The organism is Nocardioides sp. (genome assembly GCF_035576065.1).
Taxonomy (GTDB): domain Bacteria; phylum Actinomycetota; class Actinomycetes; order Propionibacteriales; family Nocardioidaceae; genus Nocardioides.
This window is the reverse complement of the sequence record NZ_DATLWX010000008.1, coordinates 125,883-149,216: the sequence shown is the minus strand read 5'-3', so window position 1 is coordinate 149,216 and position 23,334 is coordinate 125,883. Positions and strand designations below refer to the sequence as shown.

At 69.3% G+C, this 23,334-nt stretch carries 25 protein-coding genes and 1 pseudogene; 16 read left to right on the top strand and 10 right to left on the bottom strand.

Annotated elements, in window-relative coordinates:
* Positions 1-66: 66 nt before the first annotated feature.
* Positions 67-558: pseudogene (locus VNJ48_RS22640) on the bottom strand (transposase); the annotation flags it as partial.
* A 179-nt stretch (positions 559-737) separates the two neighbouring features.
* Complete coding sequence (locus VNJ48_RS22635) at positions 738-1,031, bottom strand: transposase (RefSeq protein WP_414689908.1); 294 nt, start codon at positions 1,029-1,031, stop codon at positions 738-740.
* Positions 1,032-1,343: 312 nt separating this feature from the next.
* On the opposite strand from VNJ48_RS22635, the gene VNJ48_RS04330 reads away from it, so the two are divergent.
* Positions 1,344-2,207 (top strand): Bax inhibitor-1/YccA family protein, encoded by an 864-nt coding sequence (locus tag VNJ48_RS04330; protein WP_325599466.1) that lies wholly within the window; start codon positions 1,344-1,346, stop codon positions 2,205-2,207.
* A gap of 85 nt (positions 2,208-2,292) precedes the next feature.
* Here VNJ48_RS04330 and VNJ48_RS04325 read toward each other — a convergent pair whose 3' ends face one another.
* Positions 2,293-3,324 carry an SGNH/GDSL hydrolase family protein gene (locus VNJ48_RS04325; RefSeq protein WP_325599464.1) on the bottom strand — a complete coding sequence of 344 codons (1,032 nt, stop codon included), beginning with the start codon at positions 3,322-3,324 and terminating at the stop codon, positions 2,293-2,295.
* 40 nt (positions 3,325-3,364) lie between these two features.
* On the opposite strand from VNJ48_RS04325, the gene VNJ48_RS04320 reads away from it, so the two are divergent.
* Both VNJ48_RS04320 and VNJ48_RS04315 read left to right on the top strand, forming a co-directional pair.
* Positions 3,365-4,753 carry a cystathionine beta-synthase gene (locus tag VNJ48_RS04320; RefSeq protein ID WP_325599462.1) on the top strand — a complete coding sequence of 463 codons (1,389 nt, stop codon included), beginning with the start codon at positions 3,365-3,367 and terminating at the stop codon, positions 4,751-4,753.
* An 11-nt stretch (positions 4,754-4,764) separates the two neighbouring features.
* Entirely contained in the window at positions 4,765-5,196 is a 432-nt protein-coding gene (locus VNJ48_RS04315) for a hypothetical protein (protein WP_325599460.1), read from the top strand.
* Here the strand turns inward: VNJ48_RS04315 and VNJ48_RS04310 are convergent.
* A complete protein-coding gene (locus VNJ48_RS04310) occupies positions 5,186-6,034 on the bottom strand; it encodes a cobalamin-binding protein (RefSeq protein ID WP_325599458.1) in 849 nt (282 codons plus the stop codon). The two genes, VNJ48_RS04315 and VNJ48_RS04310, sit on opposite strands and share 11 nt — an antisense overlap.
* Positions 6,035-6,067: 33 nt before the next feature.
* Here VNJ48_RS04310 and VNJ48_RS04305 point away from each other — a divergent pair, with 33 nt between their 5' ends.
* From VNJ48_RS04305 to VNJ48_RS04285, 5 genes are all read left to right on the top strand, one after another.
* Positions 6,068-6,844 (top strand): sulfite exporter TauE/SafE family protein, encoded by a 777-nt coding sequence (locus VNJ48_RS04305; protein ID WP_325599456.1) that lies wholly within the window; start codon positions 6,068-6,070, stop codon positions 6,842-6,844.
* A 49-nt stretch (positions 6,845-6,893) separates the two neighbouring features.
* Positions 6,894-7,859, top strand: a complete 966-nt coding sequence (locus tag VNJ48_RS04300; protein WP_325599455.1) for a YihY/virulence factor BrkB family protein — start codon at positions 6,894-6,896, stop codon at positions 7,857-7,859.
* A gap of 83 nt (positions 7,860-7,942) precedes the next feature.
* Entirely contained in the window at positions 7,943-8,515 is a 573-nt protein-coding gene (locus tag VNJ48_RS04295) for a hypothetical protein (protein WP_325599453.1), read from the top strand.
* Between the two features lie 32 nt (positions 8,516-8,547).
* Positions 8,548-9,264, top strand: coding sequence for a VOC family protein (locus VNJ48_RS04290; protein ID WP_325599451.1), 717 nt, complete (start codon positions 8,548-8,550; stop codon positions 9,262-9,264).
* 10 nt (positions 9,265-9,274) lie between these two features.
* Positions 9,275-10,234: a hypothetical protein gene (locus VNJ48_RS04285; protein ID WP_325599449.1), complete on the top strand. Its 960-nt coding sequence runs from the start codon at positions 9,275-9,277 to the stop codon at positions 10,232-10,234.
* Here VNJ48_RS04285 and VNJ48_RS04280 read toward each other — a convergent pair whose 3' ends face one another.
* Positions 10,235-10,594, bottom strand: a complete 360-nt coding sequence (locus tag VNJ48_RS04280) for a YchJ family protein (protein ID WP_325599447.1) — start codon at positions 10,592-10,594, stop codon at positions 10,235-10,237.
* Between the two features lie 130 nt (positions 10,595-10,724).
* Here VNJ48_RS04280 and VNJ48_RS04275 point away from each other — a divergent pair, with 130 nt between their 5' ends.
* From VNJ48_RS04275 to VNJ48_RS04265, 3 genes are all read left to right on the top strand, one after another.
* A complete protein-coding gene (locus VNJ48_RS04275) occupies positions 10,725-11,435 on the top strand; it encodes an Ig-like domain-containing protein (RefSeq protein WP_325599445.1) in 711 nt (236 codons plus the stop codon).
* Between the two features lie 78 nt (positions 11,436-11,513).
* Entirely contained in the window at positions 11,514-12,041 is a 528-nt protein-coding gene (locus VNJ48_RS04270) for a DinB family protein (RefSeq protein WP_325599444.1), read from the top strand.
* Positions 12,038-12,541: a GNAT family N-acetyltransferase gene (locus tag VNJ48_RS04265; protein WP_325599442.1), complete on the top strand. Its 504-nt coding sequence runs from the start codon at positions 12,038-12,040 to the stop codon at positions 12,539-12,541. The genes VNJ48_RS04270 and VNJ48_RS04265 overlap by 4 nt, the downstream gene beginning before the upstream one ends.
* A gap of 11 nt (positions 12,542-12,552) precedes the next feature.
* On the opposite strand, the gene VNJ48_RS04260 is transcribed toward VNJ48_RS04265, so the two are convergent.
* From VNJ48_RS04260 to VNJ48_RS04250, 3 genes are all read right to left on the bottom strand, one after another.
* Positions 12,553-15,054 carry a fibronectin type III domain-containing protein gene (locus VNJ48_RS04260; protein WP_325599440.1) on the bottom strand — a complete coding sequence of 834 codons (2,502 nt, stop codon included), beginning with the start codon at positions 15,052-15,054 and terminating at the stop codon, positions 12,553-12,555.
* Positions 15,055-15,184: 130 nt separating this feature from the next.
* Positions 15,185-16,111 (bottom strand): SPFH domain-containing protein, encoded by a 927-nt coding sequence (locus tag VNJ48_RS04255; RefSeq protein ID WP_325599438.1) that lies wholly within the window; start codon positions 16,109-16,111, stop codon positions 15,185-15,187.
* Between the two features lie 49 nt (positions 16,112-16,160).
* On the bottom strand, positions 16,161-16,424 hold the full coding sequence (locus VNJ48_RS04250; RefSeq protein ID WP_325599436.1) for a hypothetical protein: 264 nt from the start codon (positions 16,422-16,424) through the stop codon (positions 16,161-16,163).
* Between the two features lie 81 nt (positions 16,425-16,505).
* On the opposite strand from VNJ48_RS04250, the gene VNJ48_RS04245 reads away from it, so the two are divergent.
* Positions 16,506-17,891: a magnesium chelatase gene (locus VNJ48_RS04245; protein WP_325599434.1), complete on the top strand. Its 1,386-nt coding sequence runs from the start codon at positions 16,506-16,508 to the stop codon at positions 17,889-17,891.
* Positions 17,892-17,903: 12 nt separating this feature from the next.
* The gene (locus VNJ48_RS04240) at positions 17,904-19,901 is read left to right on the top strand and encodes a VWA domain-containing protein (RefSeq protein WP_325599432.1); all 1,998 of its coding nucleotides are present in this window, start codon (positions 17,904-17,906) and stop codon (positions 19,899-19,901) included.
* Positions 19,902-19,906: 5 nt separating this feature from the next.
* On the opposite strand, the gene VNJ48_RS04235 is transcribed toward VNJ48_RS04240, so the two are convergent.
* Positions 19,907-21,241 carry an AarF/ABC1/UbiB kinase family protein gene (locus VNJ48_RS04235; protein ID WP_325599430.1) on the bottom strand — a complete coding sequence of 445 codons (1,335 nt, stop codon included), beginning with the start codon at positions 21,239-21,241 and terminating at the stop codon, positions 19,907-19,909.
* A gap of 81 nt (positions 21,242-21,322) precedes the next feature.
* Between VNJ48_RS04235 and VNJ48_RS04230 the strand changes: the two genes are divergently transcribed.
* Positions 21,323-22,072, top strand: coding sequence for a DinB family protein (locus VNJ48_RS04230; protein WP_325599428.1), 750 nt, complete (start codon positions 21,323-21,325; stop codon positions 22,070-22,072).
* Position 22,073: 1 nt separating this feature from the next.
* The gene (locus tag VNJ48_RS04225) at positions 22,074-22,367 is read left to right on the top strand and encodes a DUF1905 domain-containing protein (protein ID WP_325599426.1); all 294 of its coding nucleotides are present in this window, start codon (positions 22,074-22,076) and stop codon (positions 22,365-22,367) included.
* Position 22,368: 1 nt separating this feature from the next.
* Here VNJ48_RS04225 and VNJ48_RS04220 read toward each other — a convergent pair whose 3' ends face one another.
* On the bottom strand, positions 22,369-22,701 hold the full coding sequence (locus tag VNJ48_RS04220; RefSeq protein WP_325599424.1) for a MazG nucleotide pyrophosphohydrolase domain-containing protein: 333 nt from the start codon (positions 22,699-22,701) through the stop codon (positions 22,369-22,371).
* 124 nt (positions 22,702-22,825) lie between these two features.
* On the opposite strand from VNJ48_RS04220, the gene VNJ48_RS04215 reads away from it, so the two are divergent.
* Complete coding sequence (locus VNJ48_RS04215) at positions 22,826-23,329, top strand: hypothetical protein (RefSeq protein WP_325599422.1); 504 nt, start codon at positions 22,826-22,828, stop codon at positions 23,327-23,329.
* The last annotated feature ends 5 nt before the right edge of the window (positions 23,330-23,334 follow it).

Below are 23,334 nucleotides of genomic sequence, written 5' to 3'. Positions count from 1 at the left end.
CCGGCCTCAGCGCCCGATCAGCACGCCACTGCCGACGAAGCCCCTCCGGCGCATCGCTGGTCTTCTTGCTCCAGTCGCTCGTCGCCATCCTCGAACACCTCCGAAGTCGAGGTGTTGCGACGACCGATTGATTTCGCCTTGCGATCCTCGGTCTGTGTGGACCACGCAGCCGGCCACGTCGCCGCGGCGGGCGACGGCGTTGTTCAACGCAGCCACAGCGAGCCGCGACTTCATCCGGGAGTCGATTGAGTAGCCCACGATCCGGTTGGAGTGCACGTCCTTGAACGCGCAGAGGTACAGCTTGCCTTCACCGGTCCAGTGCTCGGTGATGTCGCCGAGCCACAGCTGGTTCGGTGCGTCGGCGGTGAAGTTCCGCTGGACCAGGTCGTCGTGGACCGGCGGCCCGGGCTTCTTGGACTTCCCGCGGGCCCTCTTCTTCCCGAACGCGCTCCACCAGCCCATCTCGGAGCAGATCCGCCACGCCGTCCGCTCTGCCATTGTGATGCCGGCGTCGCGGGCTTCGTCGAGGAGGAACCGGTAGCCGAACTCCGGGTCGTCCTTGTGGGCGTCGAACAGGGCGTTGGCCCGGTAGGCCTCCTCGAGTTCGGCATCGGTCACAGCGGATGCGAGCCAGCGGTAGTAGGGCTGGCGGGCGATCTTCAAGACCCGGCACGTCACCGTCACGGGCACCCTGATCGGGGCGTCCTTGGCGGTCAACTCGCGGACGAGCGGGTACATCATTTTCCCGGCAGGTTCGCCTGCGACAGATACGCCGCCGCCCTGCGTAGAACCTCGTTCTCCTGCTCCAGCAGCCTGATTCGTTTCCTCGCTTCGCGGAGTTCAGCATGCTCGCCGGTGGTGACGCCTGGTTTGTGACCGTCCTCCACGTCGGCGGCCTTGAGCCACCCATTCAGGCACGACTCGCTGATCCCGAAGTCGGCGGCGATCTGTTTCAACATGGTCCCGGGTTCACGGTTCCGGGCAACCCGGACAACGTCCTCGCGGAACTCTCTGGGGTAGGGCTTCGGCACGGGGCACATCCTTCCAGTGGCACCTCTCAGCACCACAGATCAGATGTCACCCATCCATGCAGCAGACCCACTCGATGCAGACCCGTGGCCCGCCGTCGGACCGCCGTGGACCCCTAAATGGTTAGTTCGCCCGCTTAAAAGCGACTCAGTCTGGGTTCGAGTCCCAGCCGGGGCACCCTCAGGGACCAAGAAGTGACCGGGCGGGGACCCACCGGGAACACCGCGGGTCGTGCAGACGTTTGGATGTATGAGCTGCTGAGTAAGATGGCAGTACACGCTCGACTAGATCCGCCCGGCCTCCAAGGAGAGACCATGAAGAGCAACAACCCAGTTTTCGCCCGATCCGAGGCCTTCAACGGCCGCGGCAACGCGTCCCCCTACCCGGCCTACGGGCAGGAATCCTCTGCTCCGCAGTACGGCGACCCGTCGGACTACGGCACCGGCGTCGACGAGCGGCAGGCCGACCAGGGCAACCGGATGACCATCGACTCGGTGGTCCAGAAGACGGCGATCACGTTGGCCGTTGTCATCGCCTCCGCTGCCGTGACGTGGTACTGGACCGGTGACGCGATCACCGAGTCGGGTGCCACCACCGACGCCGTCGGCAAGCTCTACCTCGCGCTGATGGTCGGTTCCTTCGGTGCCTTCGCCCTGTCGATGGTCAACTCGTTCAAGCGGGTCATCAGTCCCGCCCTTGTCATCGCCTTCGCGGTCCTCGAGGGTGTGGCGCTCGGTGCCTTCTCGAAGATCATCCCGATCGTCGCGAACGTCGAGCACGGCATCGTGCTCCAGGCCGTCATCGGCACCTTCGCCGCGTTTGCCGGCACGCTCGCGGCCTACAAGTTCTTCGACATCAAGGTCACCAACAAGTTCCGCACCTTCGTGGTCGCGGCCATGTTCGGCATGCTGGCGCTGGGCATGATGGAGATGGTGCTGAGCTTCTTCGGCAACCAGGTCGGCTTCTTCGACTTCGGCACCATGGGCATGCTGTTCGCCATCGGCGGGCTGGTGCTCGGTGTGTTCATGCTGATCCTCGACTTCGACTTCGTCGAGCAGGGCATCGCGGCCGGTCTCCCGGAGCGCGAGTCCTGGCGTGCCGCCTTCGGTCTGACCGTCAGCCTGGTGTGGATCTACACCAACCTGCTCCGCTTGCTGGCGATCTTCCAGTCCGACTGACCCGTTCACTCACGCGGGCCGGCACCCCACGGGGTGCCGGCTCGTGGCATTTCACAGCGGGGGATTCACAGGGGCGAGGGATCCCTCAGACCTCGAGCGCCTCGGTCGAGGCGGTGTCCGACTCTTCCGGAGCCTCGGCGTCCGCGCTGGGGGCACGGCGACGGTGCCGCAGCTCCACCCAGCGCCCGCGGAGCCCGCGCTGGGACCCGGAGACCTCCGTGCCGCCGAGCTCCGTCCCTGCGGTCTTGACGGCCTCCGCTGCCGCTGTCGCGACGGGCAGGACGCCCTCGCCGCGGTAGGCCTCGGGCAGGACCTCGTCCTCGGGGTTCAGGCCGAGGGCGGCCAGGCAGGACGGGATCAGCACCGAGGCGACCTGCTTGTAGCCGTCGGCCGAGGGATGGAAGCGGTCGGGTCCGAAGAGCAGTGCCGGGGCCGCGTCGAACTCCGGGCCCAGGATGTCGCCCAGCGACACGGTGCGACCACCCTCCTCGACGACCGTGATCGTCTGGGCGGCCGCGAGGCGGCGCGACCACTGACGGGCGACCTGCTTCAGCGGGGGCGCGATCGGGCGGATGGTGCCCAGGTCGGGACACGTCCCGACGACGACTTGGACGCCACCGTCGTGCAGGCGGCGGACCGCCTCGGCAAGGAGACGCACGGAGACCGAGGGCGACACGGTGTGCGTGACGTCGTTGCCGCCGACAATGATGATCGCCACGTCGGGTCGAGTCCCCAGGATCTTGTCGATCTGGCTGTCCAGGTCGCGAGACTTGGCCCCGACGACGGCGACTGCACGCAGGTGGACCCGTCGCTTGGCCTGGGACGCGACGCCGCTGCCGATGTGAGCTCCCGGCGTGTCCTCCACCCGGTCGACGCCGTAGCCGGCAGCCATCGAGTCGCCCAGGAGAGCGATCTTGATGGCCGGGCCAGGACGGCCTCGGCCGTACCAGCCGGTCGCGTCCGGGGGTGGGGTCCCGTCGTGAGTGCCGATGGCCCGGCGGGCCAGCTTCGCCTCAGCGACCAGGACGCCGTACAACCCGGCTCCGAGCACGGAAAGACCACCGCCGCCGAAAGCGGCTGCTGATGCGAGCTTGCGCGCTGCGCCTACTGTCCCCACGACTTCATGTTACGTGCCAGTAGATGCGTACATTGACCATGTGAAGTATGTGAACTCTCTCCTTGACCTCATCGGCAACACTCCGCTGCTCAGGCTGTCCACGTCCCTCGACGAGCTCTCGGGGGTCGGACCCCTCGTCCTGGCCAAGGTGGAATACCTCAATCCGGGCGGCTCGGTGAAGGACCGCATCGCGATCCGGATGATCGAGGCGGCCGAGGCCTCGGGTGCCTTGCAGCCCGGCGGCACCATCGTCGAGCCCACCTCGGGCAACACCGGCGTCGGTCTCGCGATGGTGGCCCAGGCCAAGGGCTACAAGTGCATCTTCGTGTGCCCCGACAAGGTCAGCGAGGACAAGCGCAACGTCATGAAGGCGCTGGGCGCGGAGGTCGTCGTCTGCCCCACCGCGGTGGACCCCGAGCACCCCGACTCCTACTACAACGTCAGTGACCGGCTCGCCTCGCAGCCCGGCGCCTGGAAGCCCGACCAGTACTCCAACCCGCACAACCCGCGCTCCCACTACGAGACCACCGGTCCGGAGATCTGGGAGCAGACCGAGGGCCGGATCACGCACCTCGTGGCGGGCGTCGGCACGGGCGGCACGATCAGCGGCATCGGCCGCTTCCTGAAGGAGCAGAACCCCGACATCCAGGTGATCGGCGCGGACCCGGCTGGTTCGGTCTACTCCGGCGGCACCGGTCGCCCCTACCTCGTTGAAGGTGTCGGCGAGGACTTCTGGCCGACGACCTACGACAAACAGGTCGCCGACCGCATCATCGAGGTCTCCGACGCCGACTCGTTCGCCTTCACCCGTCGGCTCGCCCGCGAGGAGGCGCTGCTGGTCGGTGGGTCCTCCGGCATGGCCGCGTTCGCCGCGAAGCAGCTCGCTCAGGAGCTTGCCGCCGAGGGGCGCGACGACGCCGTCATCGTGGTCCTGCTGCCCGACTCGGGTCGTGGCTATCTCACCAAGGTCTTCAACGACGAGTGGCTGGCGTCGTACGGCTTCGCCACCGCTACCAACTCCGAGGCGCGCACCGTCGGTGAGGTGCTGCGCGGCAAGTCCGGGCAGCTGCCGGACCTGGTGCACACGCACCCGTCGGAGACGATCGCCGAGGCGATCCACATCCTCCAGGAGTACGGCGTCTCCCAGATGCCCGTAGTGCGTGCCGAACCCCCCATCGTGGCTGCCGAGGTCGCCGGCTCCGTGTCCGAGCGGGCGCTGCTGGACGCCCTCTTCGCCGGAGCGGCGAAGCTGACGGACGCGGTCGAGGACCACATGTCGCCGCCGCTGCCCACGATCGGCTCCAGCTCCCCGGCACGCGAGGCCGTCGGACAGCTCGAGTCGTCGGACGCGGTGCTGGTGCAGGAGGACGGCAAGCCGGTGGGTGTGCTGACCCGGCAGGACCTCCTCGCGTTTTTGGCCCGAGGGTGAGACTGGGGACCATGATGTCGATCGCTCGCGGCGCTGCTGCCGCACTTCTGCTCCTGCTCGCCGTCGGCTGCTCCGACGACAAGTCCGCTGCGGCGACCGAGAAGGACGCCGACAAGGTGCAGGTCGAGCTCGGTGAGGAGTTCACCTGGAAGGACTTCACCGTCTCGAAGGGCTGGCAGCTCGAGACCACCGAGCAGTTCATCGAGATGGAGATGCAGGACCAGCCGTTCATCACCGGCGAGGTCACCAACGACGGCGACGAGACCGCCTATGCCGTGTTCGAGTTCGTCTTCGTCGGCGACGGCGAGCTCCAGGCGACCATCCACTGCACCTCGGAGCTCGAGCTGGCTCCGGGCGACGCGTCTCCGATCGACTGCCCCGGCTTCGGTCAGGTCGTGCCCGAGGGCTACGACCTGATCCAGGTGCAGCCGATCAGCCGCTGACCTCGTCGAGGATCGCGGCGAGCTCCTCGATCCCGTCGAGCAGCCGGGGCCCCGGCCGCGCCCACGACGCATTCGCGTCGACCGCGTGCACGGGTATGCCGACCGGCAGCCGGTCGGCGATCTCGTCGGCCAGCGTCTGGGCGCCCGCGCGGTCGAAGCCGCACGGCGCCACGATGACCACGTCCGGCTCGGCGGCATGGACGTCCTCCCACGTCGTGCGGACGCTCTTGGCCCCGGCGCTCCCCAGCACGGGCTCGCCGCCGGCGAGGTCGACCATCTCCGGGATCCAGTGGCCCGGCGCGAACAGAGGGTCCGTCCACTCCAGGACGACGACCCGTGGCCGCGGACGGTGCGCCACTCGGCGTACGACCTGCTCCAACCGCTGGTGCAGGGACTGCACCAGCGCATCGGCCTCGGCGACCCGGCCGGTCGCTCGACCGAGAGTGCGGATGGAGTCGAGGACCTCCCCGAGCGTGTGCGGGTCGATGGTGAGGACCTCGGCGGTGCAACCGAGGTGGGCCAGCGCGTCGTCGACCACGGAGACGTCGACGGCACACACGGCGCACAGGTCCTGGGTGACGACGAGATCCGCCTCGAGGTCAGCGAGGGCGCCCTCGTCCAGGTGGTAGAGGTCGTCACCGGCAGCCATGGCAGCGACGACGAATTCGTCGATCTCCCGGGGCGTCAGGCCCTCCGGTATCGCTGTGGTCGAGACGATCCGTCGCGTGCGCGCCTCCGCAGGGGAGTCGCACTCGAAGGTGACGCCCACGACCTCGGGACCGGCCCCGATCGCGAAGAGGATCTCGGTGGTCGAGGGAAGCAGGGAGACTATGCGCACGGGGTCGAGGCTAGCGCTGACTAGGGTGAGGTCATGGAGCTGTCGACCACGACGATCGCGCTCCTGATCCTCGCCGCGCTGGCCGCGGGCTTCGTCGACGCCGTCGTGGGTGGCGGGGGACTGATCCAGCTGCCGGCCCTGCTGATCGGCCTGCCGGGTGCCTCGGTGGTGCAGATCGCGGCCACCAACAAGCTGGCGTCCTTCTGCGGGACCTCGATCAGCGCGGCCACCTACTTCCGCCGGATCCGGCCGGACCCACGGACCTTCCTGCCGCTGATGCTGGCCGCGTTCGTGGGCTCCTTCGGCGGCGCTCTCGTCGCCTCGATGCTGCCGCGGAGCGCCTTCGACCCGATCATCCTGGTCGCGCTCGTGCTCGTCGGCTCCTACGTGTGGTTCAAGCCGAGCGTGGGGGAGCTGACCAAGTTGCGCTTCGCCGGGGGGCAGCACCTCTCCACGGTCGCGCTCACCGGGCTGGCGGTGGGGTTCTACGACGGCTCCATCGGTCCGGGGACCGGGTCGTTCTTCGTGTTCGCGCTCGTCGGTCTGCTCGGCTACAACTTCCTGGAGGCGTCCGCGAAGGCCAAGCTCGCCAACTGGGCGACCAACCTGGCCGCCCTCGTCGTCTTCGTGCCCCAGGGCGCCGTGCTGTGGGAGCTCGCGCTGCCCATGGCGGCCGCCAACATCGCCGGCGGATACCTCGGGGCGCGGGTCGCGGTCGCCCGTGGGCCGCGATTCGTGCGGATCTTCTTCCTGGTCGTCGTGACCGCCCTCGCCCTGCGACTGGCCGCCGGCCTCCTGGGTCTCGGCTGACCGCTGATCGCTGAGGGGCTGATCAGGGGTGGGCAGTAGCGTGCTCCGTGTGGGCGTGGTGGAGAAGGTCGACGGCTTCCAACGCCGGCACAAGGTGGTCGGGTTCCCGCTGGCGGTCGTCTACAAGTTCTTCGACGACCAGGGCAACTACCTGGCGGCGATGCTGACCTACTACGCGTTCATCGCGATCTTCCCGCTCATGCTCCTCGGCACCTCGATCCTCGGCTTCGTGCTCGAGGGCAAGCCCGAGTGGCAGGAAGCCATCTTGAACTCCGCGCTTCGACAGTTCCCGATCATCGGTGACCAGCTGGGGCGACCGGAGGGCCTGCGAGGTTCGGCGGCGGGCGTGACGTTCGGGACGCTCGCTGCGCTCTACGGCTCGCTGGGGCTGGCGCAGTCGTTGCAGAACACCATGCATGTCGCCTGGTCGGTGCCCCGCAACGCCCGGCCCAACCCGGTCAAGGCACGGTTGAAGGGGTTGCTGCTCCTGCTGACCGCGGGCGTCGCACTGCTCTCCGTCACCGTCGCCGCCACGATCGCAAGCACCACCACCGCGTTCTTCGAGGTGGGCACGAAGTGGCTGCTCACCCCGCTGACCGTGCTCATCGCCGGGGGGATGCTGACGATCCTCTTCCGCTTTGCCGCGACCGGTCAGCCGAGCTACCGGCGTTCTGCTCCGGGTGGGTTCGCGTTGGCGCTCATGTGGCAGCTGCTCCAGCTCCTCGGGGCGTTGTACGTCGCCGAGGTGCTGGTCGGCACCACTGCGATGACCAAGACCTTCGGACTCGTGCTCGGACTGATCGGCTTCCTGTTCATCGCCGCAGTCATGGCCGTGCTGGCGATGGAGATCAACGTGGTCATCGCGCGTCGCCTCTATCCGCGCGCGCTCCTGACGCCCTTCACCGACGCCGTCGAGCTGACGCCGGCTGATCGGCGTGCCTATGCGGCGTACGCACGGATGCAACGCCACAAGGGCTTCGAGCAGGTCTCGGTGACCTGGGAGGAGAAGGAATAGCCGTTCGGGAGTGTTCTTGCAGTGTCAGCGTTGTAACGGTGTAATCATGTAATCAGATCATGCATCCGACGCAAGGAGACACCATGAACACCCCAGATGCCGCCACCGCACGCCGCCGTCCCCGAGGAGAAGGGGGATCGCGCGGGCGAGGGGGCTGGCAGGCCGCTGACCTGCCCAGCGCCGATGACAGCGCTGACTGGTTCGCCGGTCGCCTGCCGTCCGACTGGTTCAGCGACGTGGCCGTGACCACCGACCGCGAGGAGATCCTCGTGATCGGCACCCTGGCCGACGAGTCGGCCACCGACGCCGAGGTCGAGGGTCGGATCAGCCGCTTCCGTTCCGAGACCCGCGAACAGCGGATCGAGATCGCCCTCGAGGCCGAGGCGCGCTACCAGCGAAAGGTCTCGTGGGGCGCCCGCATCGGCGGGACCACCGTGCTGTTCACCCACGTGTCCGCTCCCGTGATGACGCGACTGCGCCAGCCCGAGCGGCAGGTCCTCGACACGCTGGTGGATGCCGGAGTGGCACGCTCGCGCTCCGACGCGCTCGCGTGGTCGGTCCGGCTGGTCGGCGAGCACGCCGACGAGTGGCTCGCCCAGCTCCGGGACGCCATGTCGGAGGTTGACAAGCTCCGGGGCGAGGGTCCCGCGCTCTGAACCCGCCTGGACATCACGCCTAGGCTCCGGGCATGTTCTGGATGAGTGCCTTCCTCGACGTGCCTGCTCCCGACTTCGAGCGCTCGGTGACGTTCTGGTCCGCCGTGACCGGCTACGCACCGTCGGCGCGCCGCGGGGCGGAGGAGGAGTTCCTCACGCTCGTCCCGCCGGTGGGGGACGACCACCTGAGGATGCAACGCGTGGGCGACGGGCCACCCAGGATCCATCTCGACCTGCACGTGGACCAGCCCAGGACGGCGGCCGACCGGGCGGTCGCCCTCGGCGGCGTGGAGATCAGCAACCGGGGCTACGTCGTGATGCGGTCGCCGGGAGGACTGACCTTCTGCTTCGTCTCGCACCCGGTCTCCCAGCCTGCGCCGCCGGCGTCCTGGGCAGGTGGGTCGGTGAGCATCGTCGACCAGGTCTGCCTCGACATCCCGGCGGCGATCTTCGACGGGGAGGCCGCCTTCTGGCAGGAGCTGCTCCAGTGGCCGCTCAAGGGTTCGGCGTACGCCGAGTTCGAGCGACTCGTCCGCCCGGACGGCCAAGCCTTCGGGATCCTGCTCCAGCGCGTCGGCGACGACGGGCCCGTGCGCGCACACCTGGATCTCGCGTGCTCGTCGCGCGAGAGCGAAGTGCAACGGCATCTCGCACTCGGTGCGCGGGTGGTCGTGACGCGGGACCGGTGGACAGTTCTGGAGGACCCCGCCGCCCTGCCCTACTGCCTGACCGATCGTTCGCCGCAGTAACCTGCCGCCCATGTCTGACACCCTCCAGCAGCTGGCCGACTGCGCCCGCGACCAAGCGACCCGCGACGGGCTGGTGGCCCAGATCGAGGTCGCGCGCCGGCAATCCAGCGAGAGCGCGCACCGTTGCGCCGACGCGAACGCTGCGCTCGCGGGCGAGCTGGCCGACGTCGAGAAGCTCGAGTCGATGTCGATGACCCGGATCCTCGCCGGTCTCCGCGGGCGTCGCGACACGGACCTCGATCGCGAGCGCGCCGAGGCAGAGGCGACGCGCTACGCAGCTGCCTCCGAGGAAGCCCGTCGGGTGATGGCCCAGCGGGAGGTCGATTCGCTGGAAGCACGGATCTCGGAATACGCGGACCTCGATGACAGGCGCCGCGAGCTGCTCGTGCTGCGGGAGGCCGAGGTTGCCGCCGATCCCGCCGCCGCCTCGGCTGCCGCGCGGCTGACCGAGGTTGCGTCCGCCATGGGTGCGCTGGAAGCCGAGCTCGTCCAGCTGGCCGAGGCAGAGGCGGCAGCCCACCAGGTGTACGGCGCGCTCTCGGCCGCCTCGAAGCACCTCGAGAGTGCCGCGTCCTGGTCGACGTACGACACGTTCCTCGGTGGGGGGATGCTCGGCGACATGGCCAAGTACAACCAGCTCGACAAGGCCGGCGAGCTCATGCGGCAAGCAGATGCCGCGTTGTCGCACTTCGCAACCGAGCTCGCAGATGTCGACATCGATGGTGTGGGCGGGCTCCAGATCACGGAGATGAACCGGACCTTCGACGTGTGGTTCGACAACATCTTCAGCGACCTCGCGGTGCGAGAGCGGATCAACCAGGCCAAGCAGCGCGTCGCGCAGGTGTCGTCCGCCGTGGGCTCGACGGCCAGCCACCTCCGGCTGCGGCGCGAGATCGCGATCGAGAGTCAAGATCGACTGTCGGCAGAGCGCGAGGGACTGCTCACCGGGTCGCAGCCTGCAGGGTCGTGATCAGGTCTGCGCAGCGACATAGACCCAGCGCCCGCCACGGCGCTCGAAGACGCTGCGCTCGTGCAGTGAGCCAGCGCCGCCGGGGGAGTCGTAGTCGGCAATGAACTCGACCTCGTCCCCGACAGCTTCCAGCACCCGTAGCCGCAGCCACGTGAGACCCGTGGCGGGTGTCACGTCGTCCGGTCGCGTCCGCGGGTGCCAGGTGCGGAAGACGTAGTCGGACTCGCCGAGGGCGTACGCCGCGTAGCGCGAGCGCATCAGCTGCTCCGGTGTCGCCGCCTGAGCGGTGCCACGATGGAGGGGTCCGCAGCAGGCGTCGTACGCCGCAGTGGAACCGCACGGACAGGGGTTCGCGAACATCCGTGCCACCCTAGATGGCGTCCGTGTCCGCGAGGGACCGCGATGGCACTCACCCTGACAGGTGAGGGCAGGCAACTTTCCCCTCGAGGGCAGCATCTCACCTCGAATCCCCCAACAAAGGAGCTCCCCTGTGAGTACCACCAGACTGAGCAAGCACGCGAGCGCTGGTGCGTTCGTGCTGGCCGCCACCCTGGGCATGGGCACCGTATTCATCGTCCCTGCCCAGGCCGCCGTCGTAGCTGCCGCACCCACAGCCACCACGACCACCGTGACTGTGGCGTCCGCGACCGTCGCCTATGGCGAGACCGCGAGGGCCACCGTGTCGGTCGACACCGCCACCAATGGCGGACCCAAGCCCGCCGGCAAGGTCGAGCTGAGGGTGGGCGACAAGATCCTCGTGGCCGACCTGGACAACAGCGGCAAGGTCACCTTCGACCTGCCGCTCGTGGGCGCGTCGACGACGCCGTACGCCGTGACCGCCACGTTCACCCCGACCGACCCACTGGCCTTCAGCCCCTCGACCGCCGCGCCGGCCAGCGTGACGGTCACCAAGGACGCCACGACCTCCACCGTCACCGCGCGTCACAAGGTCACCCAGCGCAAGATCGTCGCGAAGAACGTGGTCACCTCGAAGAACGGTCAGGTCCCGACCGGCAAGGTGAGGTTCGTCCTGCGGCGCAACGGTCTCAAGATCGCCAAGAGCGTCGTGAGCCTCAACACCGCCGGCGTCGCCAGGGCGAAGTTCCTCAACGTTCGCAAGACCGGCACCTACAAGGTGATCGCGGTCTACCGCGGCAGCGCCAACTTCTTGCCGTCCAAGGGATCGTTCAAGATCGTCTGACGGGCTCGTGCCTCACCGCAGCACCGCCAACCCCAAAAGGGGTTGGCGGTGTCGGTGCCGGTCACTACCGTCGCGTGCATGCCTGAGATCGAGCGCGTCTACCCACCCATGCACGGGCCTGAGCCCGTCCAACTGCGCGCCTGGCTGGCCTTCCACCGGCAGACGCTGAAGCACAAGGCCGCTGGCCTCGGCCAGGAGCAACTCGCGCAGACGCTCGGGCCCAGCACGCTCTCCCTCGGTGGGCTGCTCAAGCACATGGCGCTGGTGGAGGACTACTGGTTCTCGGTCGTGTTGCTGGGCGACGAGGAGGCCGCTCCGTGGCGGGGGATCGACGGCGAGGCCGACCCGGACTGGGAGTTCCGCACCGCGGCCGACGACTCACCGGACGTCCTTTTCGGCCTTCTTGATGACGCGATCAGAGCCAGTGACCGCGCCGTCGACGAGATCGGGGACAACCTCGACCACGCCGCGAAGGTGGCGAACCGGCGCACCGGCGGACCCATCGACCTGCGCTGGATCATGGTCCACATGATCGAGGAATACGCCCGGCACAACGGCCACGCCGATTTGATCCGTGAGTCGATCGATGGCACCACCGGCTCGTGAGCATCCAGCCCGCTGTCCGCGCCGCCGTCGACGACGACTGGCCCCGGATCTGGCCGATCTTCGACGCGGTCGTCCGGGAGGGCCAGACGTATGCCTACCCGCTCGACCTGACCATGGAGTCGGCGAAGCCGTGGTGGATGTCAGAACCGCCAGCGGAGACGGTCGTGCTCGAGGAGGGCGGCGTCCTTCTCGGCACGGCCAAGATGGGACCGAACAGGCCCGGCCGCGGGGCGCACATCGGCACGGCGTCCTTCATGGTCAGCCCCACCGCGCGCGGGCGCGGCGTCGGGCGTCGCCTCGGAGAGCACATGGTGGCCTGGCACCGCGAGCATGACTTCACGGGAATCCAGTTCAACGCCGTCGTCGAGACCAACACCGCCGCCGTACGCCTCTGGCAGGACCTCGGCTTCGAGATCATCGGCACCGTGCCTGGCGCCTTCGACAGCCCGACCCACGGCAGGGTCGGGCTGCACGTGATGTTCCTGCCTTTGCCCGGCTGACTGTCAGGTGGTCAGCTGACCCGACCGCGCGCTCGGAAGGTCGCAGCATCCCCCACGTGGCCGGGCGCGGTCACGGTGACCTCCAGCTTGATGCGCTTCCCGCGGTCCGCGCGCTTCAACACGTAGGTCTTGTTGTCCGCCCGCTTGATCGCGCGTGAGCCGCGCAGCCACCGGTAGCTCAACGCAGCGCCGGCTGCAGGACTGGTCTCCACCTTCGCCGTGAGTCGCTTGCCGACCACCAGCTTGCCGGCGTAGCGCAGGTTGGTGATGGTGACGTACTTGTCGCCATGCGTGATGCCTGGCGTGGACGTCACTCGCACCAGGACCACGTCCTTGATCCCCGCGGAGCTGGGCGAGTGGTAGGCGTGCAGGGCGTACGTCGCGACCGTGCCCGCAGGGGTGCCGGCGGGGACCCCGACACCGAGCTGCACCGTGCGGCTGTCGCCGGGAGCGACATCGGCCAACTGGTACCAACCCACCTCGGGGGCGAGCTGTCCGGTGACGTCCGATCCGCCGTGGGTCCAGGTGCGGGTGAAGGAGGTGTGCTGACCGCCGCGCGCCTCGGCCAGGCCGAAGGTGTCGGTCGTGTCGCCGGCATTGGCCACCACCATGGACAGGTTCGTGCTCGACCCCGCCGGGACCGAGACGTCGACGACCTGACCGTCACCGGTGGCGTTGACCACGCCGACCCCGACGGGACCGACGGGGGACGCGATGCTCGCATCCGGGCGGTAGGACGGTGTTGGCGGTGGTGGCGGTGGCGGCGGACCCCCTGTGGACGTCACCCGGAGGACCATGACGTCCCTGATCCCGGCAGAGGCCGGCGAGTGGTTCGCGTGCAACGCGAACGTCGCGACCGTGCCGGTCGGCGTGTCAGCCGGTACGGCGATGCCGAGGAACACCGGCTGCTCGAGGCCTTGCCGGATGTCCCTGATCCGGTACCCGCCGGCTTCGGGCGAGAAGCTGGCGGTGACGTCGGTTCCACCGTCCGTCCAGGTCCGGGTGAAGGCGTCGTGCTGTCCGCCACGCGCCTCCGTCAGGTCGAAGGTGTCCGTGGTGTTGCCCCAGTTGGTCACCATCATCATGACGCTGTACCGAGAGCCGGCTTGCACGGACACGTCGTACACCTGGCCCTCGCCTGTCGTGGTGTACACGCCGTAGCCGAAGCCGCCGGGGCCCGAGAAGAGGGACACGTCGGGCTGGTACCTCGGCAGCTGCGGGCGGACGGCGTTGCTTGCTTCGGACGCTGGCGAGGACCCGACGGAGTTCCGCGCCACCACGGTGAAGCGGTAGGGCTCCGCGTGGTCGGCGAGGTTGTAGAGCCCGGTCACGTCGCAGGTCAAGGCGGTGGTGGTGCAGGTGCGGCTGGCAGCGGTGGCGTCGCCTGTGCGCTGGGCGGTGACGACGTACTCGAGGCCGGAGCCGACTCCGAGGTCTGCCGGGCCTGGCCAGGACACGGTGGCTCGGCCGTCCCCCGGCTGGGCGTAGGGGGTGCCGGGGGCCGACGGCGCCCGGCCGGTGGCGGACGAGACGGTGAAGGAGCGCTCCACGGGCATGTCCGCGTAGTCCACCGTGCAGTAGCCGTCGCAGAAGCCTGCGACCCGGTAGAGATAGTCACCCACTGGGGCGGTGACGGTGAAGGTCCGGGTCGTGCCGGTGCCGGAGGCCGGGCCCTGGAGCGTCTGGCCCTTGTAGACGCTCAGCGGCGCAACATTGCCGTTCCAGTCGGTGAAGCGAGGAACGGCGATCCCGGCGATGTCGACCGGAGTGAAGTACAAGGTCGTCGCGGTGGAGGCCTGGACTGACACCGTGGCTTGGTGGTCGCCGGTCGGGGTGCTCGACACCTTGACGCTGCTCGGCCAGTTGAGCGCGGTCGGGTCGGCGGTGGGTCCGACATGCCAGCGGCCGTTGGGGCCGCCGTACTCGAGGTATTCACTGGGCAGGGCAGCAATCTGCGCGTCGTGGCGGTAGGACGCCGGGAGTGTTGTCAGGGTGGCCCCGGCGGTGTCGCGCAGGGTGAGCGTCAGGTTGAGCGGTGTCTGCTGGAAGGTGCCTCGGTTGATGACGCTGTAGATGCCGAACGTGCCTCCGGAGAACACCCGGTAGTAGGCGGTGTCGGTGCCTGCATTCGCGGGCTGCGTGAAGCGCAGGTACGCCGAGACGGCTCCACCGGCGGAGGTGGCGAGCGGGATGCCGTTGGCCAGCGTCTGGGGGGCGCCGTTGACGGAACCGATGGCCTGGATCTGCGCCGTCGGGACCACGTACGTGGTCGCCCCGACGCTGAGGCCCGTGAAGAGCATCGAGGTGCGGTTCTCGGTGCCGACGTTGGGTCGGTTGGGCCCGTCCTTCCACGTCTTGTAGTTGTCCGTGACCGCGTCCACGAGTGAGACAGCATCCGCGGCTGCGGCCGGTGCGCCCACGGAGACTGGGAGCACCATCCCCGCGATGAGCGCGGGGACGGCGAGGAGTCCCGCGACTCCTCGCCGGGCGAGGGCGGCAGGTCGGTGGCGCATGAGGGCTCCTCGTCGGCCTCTGGGCGGGAACGCCGCCGAGCGCTCCGTGCGCTCCGAGCCAGTGGCCTCGATGCTAGGGCGGGGACTCTCCTTCGGGGACGCTTTTCGCTGGATTGCCCGCCACCGACGTCTAGGGCCCGGTGATGAGGCTTCCCGTCGTGGGCTGGTAGGGGTTGAGGCCCTTGTCGATGGCGTACTGCTTGAGGTAGCCCTCGCGGCCGAGCACCTTGATGCGCTCGGCGATCTTGGCGGCCTCGGCCTTCTCGACCTCGATCTGCGCCTGCGCGGCCTTCACCTGGGCGGCGGCCTCCGCCTCCTTGGCCCTGGCGCGGGCGACGGCCTCCTGCTGGGCGACGAGCGCCGCCTTCACCTCCTCCGGCGGGACCGGCTTCTGCAGCGTGATGGCGAAGTCGGTGAAGAACTCCTCGTCGCCGTCGATCTGCCGGCCCACGAGCTCGGGCATCTGCTCGAGCACCTCCTGCTCCCACTGCGCCTTCACGGCCGGGTCGGTGTAGAGCTCGGTGTAGGTGTAGTTCTGGCTGGCACGGTCGATCGCGGTCTCCAGCGGCCGGCTGATGTAGACGCTGAGCATCTGCAGCCACCCGGCGGAGCCGTTGCCGTCGGTGGAGTCCATGTAGGCGGCGTACCGGTTGCCGATCAGGTCGTGGAACTTCGTCAGCGTCGCGCAGTCGGTGTTGAGCAGGAAGGCAGCGACACCGTCCACGCTCATCTCGATGCCGTCCTTGCTGACGAACGTCACCATGGGGCGGTCACCGCCCTCGCCGAAGACGTAGTTGCGCTGGCTCTTGGGGTAGGAGTAGTGCTTGTCGCCCGGGCCGTCCCAGGCTCGCGTCGAGCTCGACACACAGTCCTTGAAGCGGCGCGGGGTGAACGCGCCGTCGCTGTAGTGCAGGGCCACCTGGTCGGGGCCGGTGGAGACGGTCGTCGGGCGCACGAAGATGAGCAGCCCGATCATCAGGACCACCAGCAGGCCGCCGATGCGCACCACCTTGCTCAGGCCGCTCGTCTTGCGGGCGATGTCGGTGGTTCTGGGCATGCGTGCGTCCTTCGGTAGGGCTCGTGAGTGGATGGGATCAGAGGCAGCGTCAGGCAGGGCTGCCGGGCAGCTGCCCGGGGCCGCGCCGGTGCCGTTGGGAGATCTCGTCGATGAGGATCGTCGAGAGCTCCGGCGAGATGTCGCGGTGCTGCCAGGCCAGCTCGCGCAGGTGCTCGATGAACACGTCGCGCTCGTTGATCGCGCCGGCGTCCGGAGGCGCCTGCAGGGCGGCGGAGCGCCCGAACGAGTAGCCGATGGCGCCACACACCAGCGCCAGCACGATCAGCACGGGGAGGAGCAGGGCCAGCGGCATGGCAGCATCCTGCCCGGTCCGGACCTCAAGGCCTCGACAACGCGCCAGTAGTCGCTTGACGTCCGGGGATAGCGTGAATGCGTGACGCACCCAGACATTGCCACCCTCGGTCAGCTCCGCGCCTCGGGTCACGAGCTCAAGCCGCTCCGGGCCGAGCTGCGCGACAACCTGCTCGCCCTCCTGCGCGATGGGGTCGATCCCTGGCCAGGGCTCCACGGCTTCGACGACACCGTGGTCCCTCAGCTCGAACGCGCGTTGATCGCCGGGCACGACGTCGTGCTCCTCGGGGAGCGAGGCCAGGGCAAGACGAGGCTGCTGCGCTCGCTGGTCGGTCTGCTCGACGAGTGGTCCCCGGTGATCTCGGGCTCGGAGCTCGGGGAGCACCCCTACGACCCGATCACGGTGGGCGCCAAGCAGGCGGTGGAGGCCCACGGCGACGACCTCCGGATCTCGTGGCGGCACCGGGACGAGAGGTATGCCGAGAAGCTGGCGACCCCCGACACGAGCGTGGCCGACCTGATCGGTGACGTGGACCCGATGAAGGTCGCCGAGGGTCGGTCCCTGGGTGACCCGGAGACGATCCACTTCGGCCTGATCCCGCGCTCACACCGCGGGATCGTGGCGATCAACGAGCTGCCCGACCTCGCCGAGCGCATCCAGGTGGCGATGCTCAACGTGATGGAGGAGCGCGACATCCAGATCCGTGGCTACGTGCTCCGGCTGCCGCTCGACGTCCTGGTCGTCGCCTCGGCCAACCCGGAGGACTACACCAACCGTGGTCGCATCATCACCCCGCTCAAGGACCGCTTCGGCGCCGAGATCCGCACCCACTACCCGCTCGAGATCCTCGATGAGATCGCCGTGATCCGGCAGGAGGCCGACCTGGTCGCCCAGGTCCCCGACGTGCTCGTGGAGATCCTGGCGCGCTTCACCCGCAACCTGCGTGAGTCCAGCGCGGTCGACCAGCGCTCCGGCGTCAGTGCGCGGTTCGCGATCGCCGGTGCGGAGACGATCGCCGCGTCCGCGCTGCACCGGGCGACCGTCAAGGGTGAGGACGACGCCGTTGCCCGCGTCGTCGACCTGGAGACCGCGGTCGAGGTGCTGGGCGGCAAGATCGAGTTCGAGACCGGGGAGGAGGGCCGGGAGGGCGAGGTGCTGACCCACCTGCTGCGTACGGCGATCGCCGAGACGGTCCGCGGACACTTCCGCGGTCTCGATCTCGGCCTGCTCGTCGAGGCCGTCGAGGACGGCGCGACCATCGCGACAGGCGCCCGGACGACGGCTCGGGAGTTCCTGTCCGGTCTGCCGGTGCTCGGCGAGTCGGAGATCTACGACGACATCGGCGATCGGATCGGCGCCACGAACGACGGTGAGCGCGCCTGTGCGGTCGAGCTCGCGCTCGAGGGGCTCTACCTCGCGCGCCGGGTCGGCAAGGAGTCCGACGGTCGGGAGACCGTCTATGGCTGAGCTGCGATCACGATGAGCCGCTATCGCAAGTATGCCGGCGGCGACCCGCTCGCCCCACCCGTGGACCTGGCCGAGGCGCTGGACGCGATCGGCCAGGACGTGATGGCCGGCTATTCGCCCGACCGCGCGATGCGCGAGTTCCTGCGACGTGGCGGCCAGGACCAGCAGGGGCTGGACGACCTCGCGCGGCGCATCGCGGAGAAGCGCCGCGACCTGCTGCAGCGGCACAATCTCGACGGCACGATGCAGCAGGTGCGTGAGCTCCTGGAGAAGGCCGTGCTCGCCGAGCGCGGGCAGCTCGCGCGCGACGTGGTGATGGACGACGCGGACCGCGCGCTGCGCGAGCTGGAGCTGGACAACCTGCCGGAGTCCACCGCCGCTGCGGTGGCCGACCTGGCGGCATACGACTGGACGAGCAGCGAGGCGCGACAGGCCTATGACGAGATCAAGGACCTCCTCGGTCGCGAGCTGCTCGACCAGCGCTTCGCTGGGATGAAGGAGGCGATGGAGGGCGCGACCGACGAGGACCGCACGAGAGTCAACGAGATGCTCGGCGACCTCAACGAGCTGCTGGAGAAGCACAGCCGCGGTGAGGACACTGACGAGGACTTCGCGGAGTTCATGTCCAAGCACGGCGACTTCTTCCCCGAACAGCCGCAGAACATCGACGAGCTCATGGATGCCCTGGCCGAGCGTTCGGCGGCGGCCCAGCGGATGCTGAACTCGATGACGCCCGAGCAGCGCGCGGAGCTGATGCAGCTGTCCCAGCAGGCGTTCGGCTCACCGGAGCTCATGCAGCAGCTCGCGCGCATGGACGCGAACCTGCAGTTCCTGCGGCCCGATCTCGGCTGGGGCGGCTCCGAGGACTTCGGCGGCGAGCAGGGTCTGGGCCTCGGCGACGGCACCGGCGTCTTCCAGGACCTCGCCGAGCTCGATGCGCTCGGCGACCAGCTCTCCCAGTCGTACGGCGGGGCGCGCCTCGATGACGTGGACCTCGACGCCTTGTCGCGACAGCTCGGCAACCAGGCGGCGGTCGACGCGCGGACGCTCTCCGAGCTCGAGAAGGCGCTGCGTGACTCGGGTTATCTCCAGCGCGGCTCCGACGGCGAGCTGCGCCTCTCGCCGAGGGCGATGCGTGAGCTGGGCAAGGCCCTGCTGCGCGATGTCGCGACCCGGATCGGGGGCCGTCAGGGCCAGCGGGAGAGCCGGAGCGCCGGCTCGGCGGGCGAGCTCTCCGGAGCGACCCGGCCCTGGGAGTACGGCGACACCGAGCCGTGGGACGTGACGCGCACGATCACCAACGCGGTCCTCCGGACGGCGGGCGAGGGTGGCCCCCTGCGCCTGAGCGTCGAGGACGTCGAGGTCCAGGAGACCGAGGAGCGCACGCAGGCCGTTGTCGCCCTGCTCGTCGACACGTCGTTCTCGATGGCGATGGACGGCCGCTGGGTGCCGATGAAGCGCACGGCGTTGGCGCTCCACCAGCTCATCAGGTCGCGCTTCCGCGGGGACCATCTCCAGCTGATCGGCTTCGGCCGGCACGCCCAGGTGATGGAGATCGAGGAGCTGACGGGTCTCGACGCCCGCTGGGAGAAGGGCACCAACCTGCACCACGGGCTGCTGTTGGCCAACCGCCACTTCCGCAAGCACCCCAACGCCCAGCCGGTGCTGCTGATCGTCACCGACGGCGAGCCCACCAGCCACCTGGAGCCCGACGGCGACGTGTGGTTCTCCTATCCGCCCCACCCACTGACCATCGCCAACACTGTGCGGGAGCTGGACAACTCGCGTCGCATCGGGGCGCAGACCACGTTCTTCCGGCTCGGCGACGACCCGGGCCTGGCGCGCTTCATCGAGTCCATGGCTCGGCGCGTGGAGGGTCGGATGGTCTCGCCCGAGCTCGACGACCTGGGCGCTGCGGTGGTCGGCTCCTATCTCGGCGCGCGGTCGGCGTCGTCGTACCGCGAGCAGTTCGGCGGCTGGGGCGGCGACCGCGGCTTCTGGGTCGGCTGAGGCCCTCAGACGTCCGCGAACCCCGGGAGGTGCTCGGTCAGGATCGAGCGGAAGCCGGCCTTGGCCTCGAGCTGGCTCAACAGGCCGAGGCCGCCGAGCCAGGTGCGGTGGATCAGCAGGTAGGACGTCGGCAGGTTGAGCTTGGTGGCCATGGTGAACGCGGGGTCGCGCGGGTTGTTGATGCGCTCGAACTGCTCCCGCATCCACGCGCGAGTGAAGCGGAAGTCGTCATCGCGCGCCGGCTCGACGAACGGGGAGAGGTAGTCGAGGACGAGCTGTGGGTCGACCTTGACGTTGTCCTTGATGAAGCCCTCCTCGCGCAGTCCGGCGACGAGCGTGTCGGGGTCTGCCTCGACGGCCACGCGGATCAGTCGGCCCATCGCCTCGGGGAAGTTGCGGTCCGGCAGACGGGCGACCGCGCCGAAGTCGAGGATGCCGAGCTGCCCGGGCTCGCCGTCGGCCCCCGGGATGGGTCGGAAGTTGCCCGGGTGCGGGTCGGCGTGCAGCATGCCGGTGCGGGCCGGCCCCACGAACAGGAAGCGGGCGAGGAGCTCGCCGTATCGGTCGCGCTCCTCCTGGGTGCCGGTGCGGATGACCTCAGCCAGCGAGTGCGGCGACTCCAGCCACTCGGTGACGATCGCCTCGCCGCCCACGGCCACGACGTCGGGGATGACGTAGTCGGGGTCGTCGCGGAAGGCTTCGGCGAAGATGCGTTGAGCCTCGGCTTCGAGCTGGTAGTCGAGCTCGTCGGCGGCTCGCGCCTGCAGCTCGGCGACCAGGGGCTTGATGTCGATGCCCGGGAAGACGGGCGCCACGCCCCGGGCCACCCGGGCGATCTGGCGGAGGTCGCTCATCAGCGCCTCGCCCGCCCCGGGATATTGCACCTTGACGGCCACGTCCCGGCCGTCGTGCCACCGGCCCTTGTGGACCTGCCCGATGCTGGCCGACGCGGTCGGGCCACCGTCGAGCCACACCAGGTCGTCGGACCAGTCGGGGCCGAGGTGCGTCGTGAGCTGGTCGCGGACGGTCTGGGTCGGCATCGGCGGTGCATCGTCCTGGAGGCGGGTCAGGTTTTCGCGGTATGGCGCCGCCACGTCCTCCGGCAGGGCCGCCTCGAGCACGCTCAGTGCCTGGCCGAACTTCATCGCCCCGCCCTTGAGCTCGCCCAGCGTCTTGAAGAGTTGCTCGGCCGTCCGCTGCTGCACGTCGCTCAGCACGGCCTCCGCGGGCGCGCCCCCCAGCCGCTTGCCGAATCCCATCGCCGTACGACCTGCGTAACCCAGTGGAAGAGCCGCCAACCGGGCGCTGCGGGAGATGGCTTTGCGCGGCAGGTCGGTCATGTCCTCCAGTGTCCCTGATGCCCGGTCACGACGGGCCTCGGCGCGCTGCCGGGTGTCGGTGTCAGGCCCTATCGTGAGGTCATGGCTGAGGAGATCCGGGGCAGGGACTTTGCCGGTGCGCAGGTCCGGGACTCGACGTTCAACGGTGCGAGCTTCCGCGACAGCGACCTGCGGGGAGTCACGATCAGGGCGTCCTGGGTCGAGGGCATGCACGTCGACGGCCCCCACGGCGAGGTCCAGCAGGTCTTCGTCAACGGCATTGACGTCTCGCCCTACGTCACGAGCGAGCTCGATCGGCTGTTCCCGGAGCGCGTCGCGGTGCGGTCGGTGTCGACCGCCGCCGACCGAAGGACGGTGTGGGCGCGACTGGAGGGGCTGTGGGACGAGACGCTCGAGCGTGACTCCGCGGTGCGCGACGTCAGCGTGGGCGGGGAGTGGTCGCTGCGCGACACGGTGCGACACCTCGTCTTCGCCGATGATTGCTGGACCGGGCAGATGCTGCTCGGCGGGGGACCCTTCCATCCGTGGGGTCTGCCCAACACCGACTACCCCTCCGATCGGGTCCGCGCCGACCTGGGGATCGATGTGTCCGTGGACGTGCCGTTCGACGAGCTGGTAGTGCTTCACCGTGAGCGCCGCTCGCGCTTCGGTGCGCTGCTGGCCGGGCTGAGCGACGGCGACCTCGCGACTGAGCGGACCGGGACCCCGGCCCCGGCGTGCGGCGAGGAGACACACACCGTCGCCGACTGCATTGACACGCTGCTGCGTGAGCACAGCGAGCACCGACGCTTCATCGAGCGAGACCTCAGGTCCCTCGACGAAGAGGCGTGAGGTGGAGCTCGAGTTCACCGGCGAGGTCGTGGAGTGGCGTGGGCCGGCCCCGTACTACTTCGTCCCGCTCCCGCCAGACGAGGCCGAGCTGATCGACGAGGTGAAGGCCGAGGTCGCCTATTGGGGAGTCATCCCGGTCACGGCGCGGCTCGGGGAGACGACGTCCACGACGTCGATGTTCCCGCGCGAGGAGACCTACTTCCTGCCGCTCAAGGACGCCGTGCGCCGCGCGGAGGGGGTGGGGCTCGGCGACGTCGTCGAGGTCCGGCTCACGGTGGGACGCGACCCGGCCTGACTCAGGGCGCGAGCCGCTGCTCGATCTCGGCCATCGCATCGCCGTACGCCGCCTCGATGTCCACCTCGTAGCGCTCGGCCAGCACCAGCACGGCCCACAGGCAGTCGGCCAGCTCGTGGGCGAGCGCGTCGTGGGTCTCCTCGGGTGTGCCGAAGTCCGAGCGCACGCCGTCCGCCGCCATGGCGAGCTGCGCGAGGTCTCCCACGTCGCCGACGAAACCCATGAGCGTCTCCGCGCGTGTCCACGTGCGTCCGCGCTGCGCGAGGTTGAGCTCGTCGTACTTGGCAGCGATCTCGAGGCCGCGGGCCTGCATCTCGGAGAGGGTCATCGACATGACGCGAGGCTAGCGGTCGCGAGGCGTCCGTCGAACGCCATGTCCCTCGCCCCAGCGGCGACGACATGGCATGCTTGCGCCCGCCCGCGACGTGCGGGCATGAGTTTCGGGGGAAGTTGGCGGCGTGACGGTGTTTCTCGTGGTGGGGCTGATCGGCCTCGCGCTGCTCGCTCTGTCGCTGGTGCTCGGCGACGTCCTCGACGGTGCCCTCGACGCGCTGGCCGGGGACGCGTTCTCGAGCGCTGTCCTCGGCGCCTTCATCGCGGCCACCGGCTTCGGCGGCGCGGCCGCCCAGGGCTTCGGCGTCCACACAGCGATCGCGCTTCCGGTCGGTCTCGCAGCCGGGCTGGTCTTCGGCAGCTTCGCCTGGTGGTTCACCCGGCTCATCCGCGACGGCGGCAGCGACGCCACCCTCACCATCGACGACACGATCGGCAGGGAGGGTCGGGTCGTCACGGCCGTCCCGGCCGACGGGTTCGGCGTCGTCAACATCCTTGTCGGCGGTCACACCATGCGTCTCAACGCCAAGGCCGACCATCCCCTCGATCCAGGCACGCAGGTCCATGTGACCAGCGTCCTTTCCCCCAGCGCGGTCACCGTGGCCCCGGTCTGGGACGAGCTCGCCTAGACCCG

Bases quoted from the DNA above. Each gene is read 5' to 3' on its own strand.
- VNJ48_RS04330 (WP_325599466.1), top strand. From the start codon at position 1,344: ATGAAGAGCAACAACCCAGTTTTCGCCCGATCCGAGGCCTTCAACGGC.
- VNJ48_RS04315 (WP_325599460.1), top strand. From the start codon at position 4,765: ATGATGTCGATCGCTCGCGGCGCTGCTGCCGCACTTCTGCTCCTGCTC.
- VNJ48_RS04305 (WP_325599456.1), top strand. From the start codon at position 6,068: ATGGAGCTGTCGACCACGACGATCGCGCTCCTGATCCTCGCCGCGCTG.
- VNJ48_RS04295 (WP_325599453.1), top strand. From the start codon at position 7,943: ATGAACACCCCAGATGCCGCCACCGCACGCCGCCGTCCCCGAGGAGAA.
- VNJ48_RS04290 (WP_325599451.1), top strand. From the start codon at position 8,548: ATGTTCTGGATGAGTGCCTTCCTCGACGTGCCTGCTCCCGACTTCGAG.
- VNJ48_RS04285 (WP_325599449.1), top strand. From the start codon at position 9,275: ATGTCTGACACCCTCCAGCAGCTGGCCGACTGCGCCCGCGACCAAGCG.
- VNJ48_RS04280 (WP_325599447.1), bottom strand. From the start codon at position 10,594: ATGTTCGCGAACCCCTGTCCGTGCGGTTCCACTGCGGCGTACGACGCC.
- VNJ48_RS04270 (WP_325599444.1), top strand. From the start codon at position 11,514: ATGCCTGAGATCGAGCGCGTCTACCCACCCATGCACGGGCCTGAGCCC.
- VNJ48_RS04260 (WP_325599440.1), bottom strand. From the start codon at position 15,054: ATGCGCCACCGACCTGCCGCCCTCGCCCGGCGAGGAGTCGCGGGACTC.
- VNJ48_RS04255 (WP_325599438.1), bottom strand. From the start codon at position 16,111: ATGCCCAGAACCACCGACATCGCCCGCAAGACGAGCGGCCTGAGCAAG.
- VNJ48_RS04250 (WP_325599436.1), bottom strand. From the start codon at position 16,424: ATGCCGCTGGCCCTGCTCCTCCCCGTGCTGATCGTGCTGGCGCTGGTG.
- VNJ48_RS04240 (WP_325599432.1), top strand. From the start codon at position 17,904: ATGAGCCGCTATCGCAAGTATGCCGGCGGCGACCCGCTCGCCCCACCC.
- VNJ48_RS04235 (WP_325599430.1), bottom strand. From the start codon at position 21,241: ATGACCGACCTGCCGCGCAAAGCCATCTCCCGCAGCGCCCGGTTGGCG.
- VNJ48_RS04230 (WP_325599428.1), top strand. From the start codon at position 21,323: ATGGCTGAGGAGATCCGGGGCAGGGACTTTGCCGGTGCGCAGGTCCGG.
- VNJ48_RS04220 (WP_325599424.1), bottom strand. From the start codon at position 22,701: ATGTCGATGACCCTCTCCGAGATGCAGGCCCGCGGCCTCGAGATCGCT.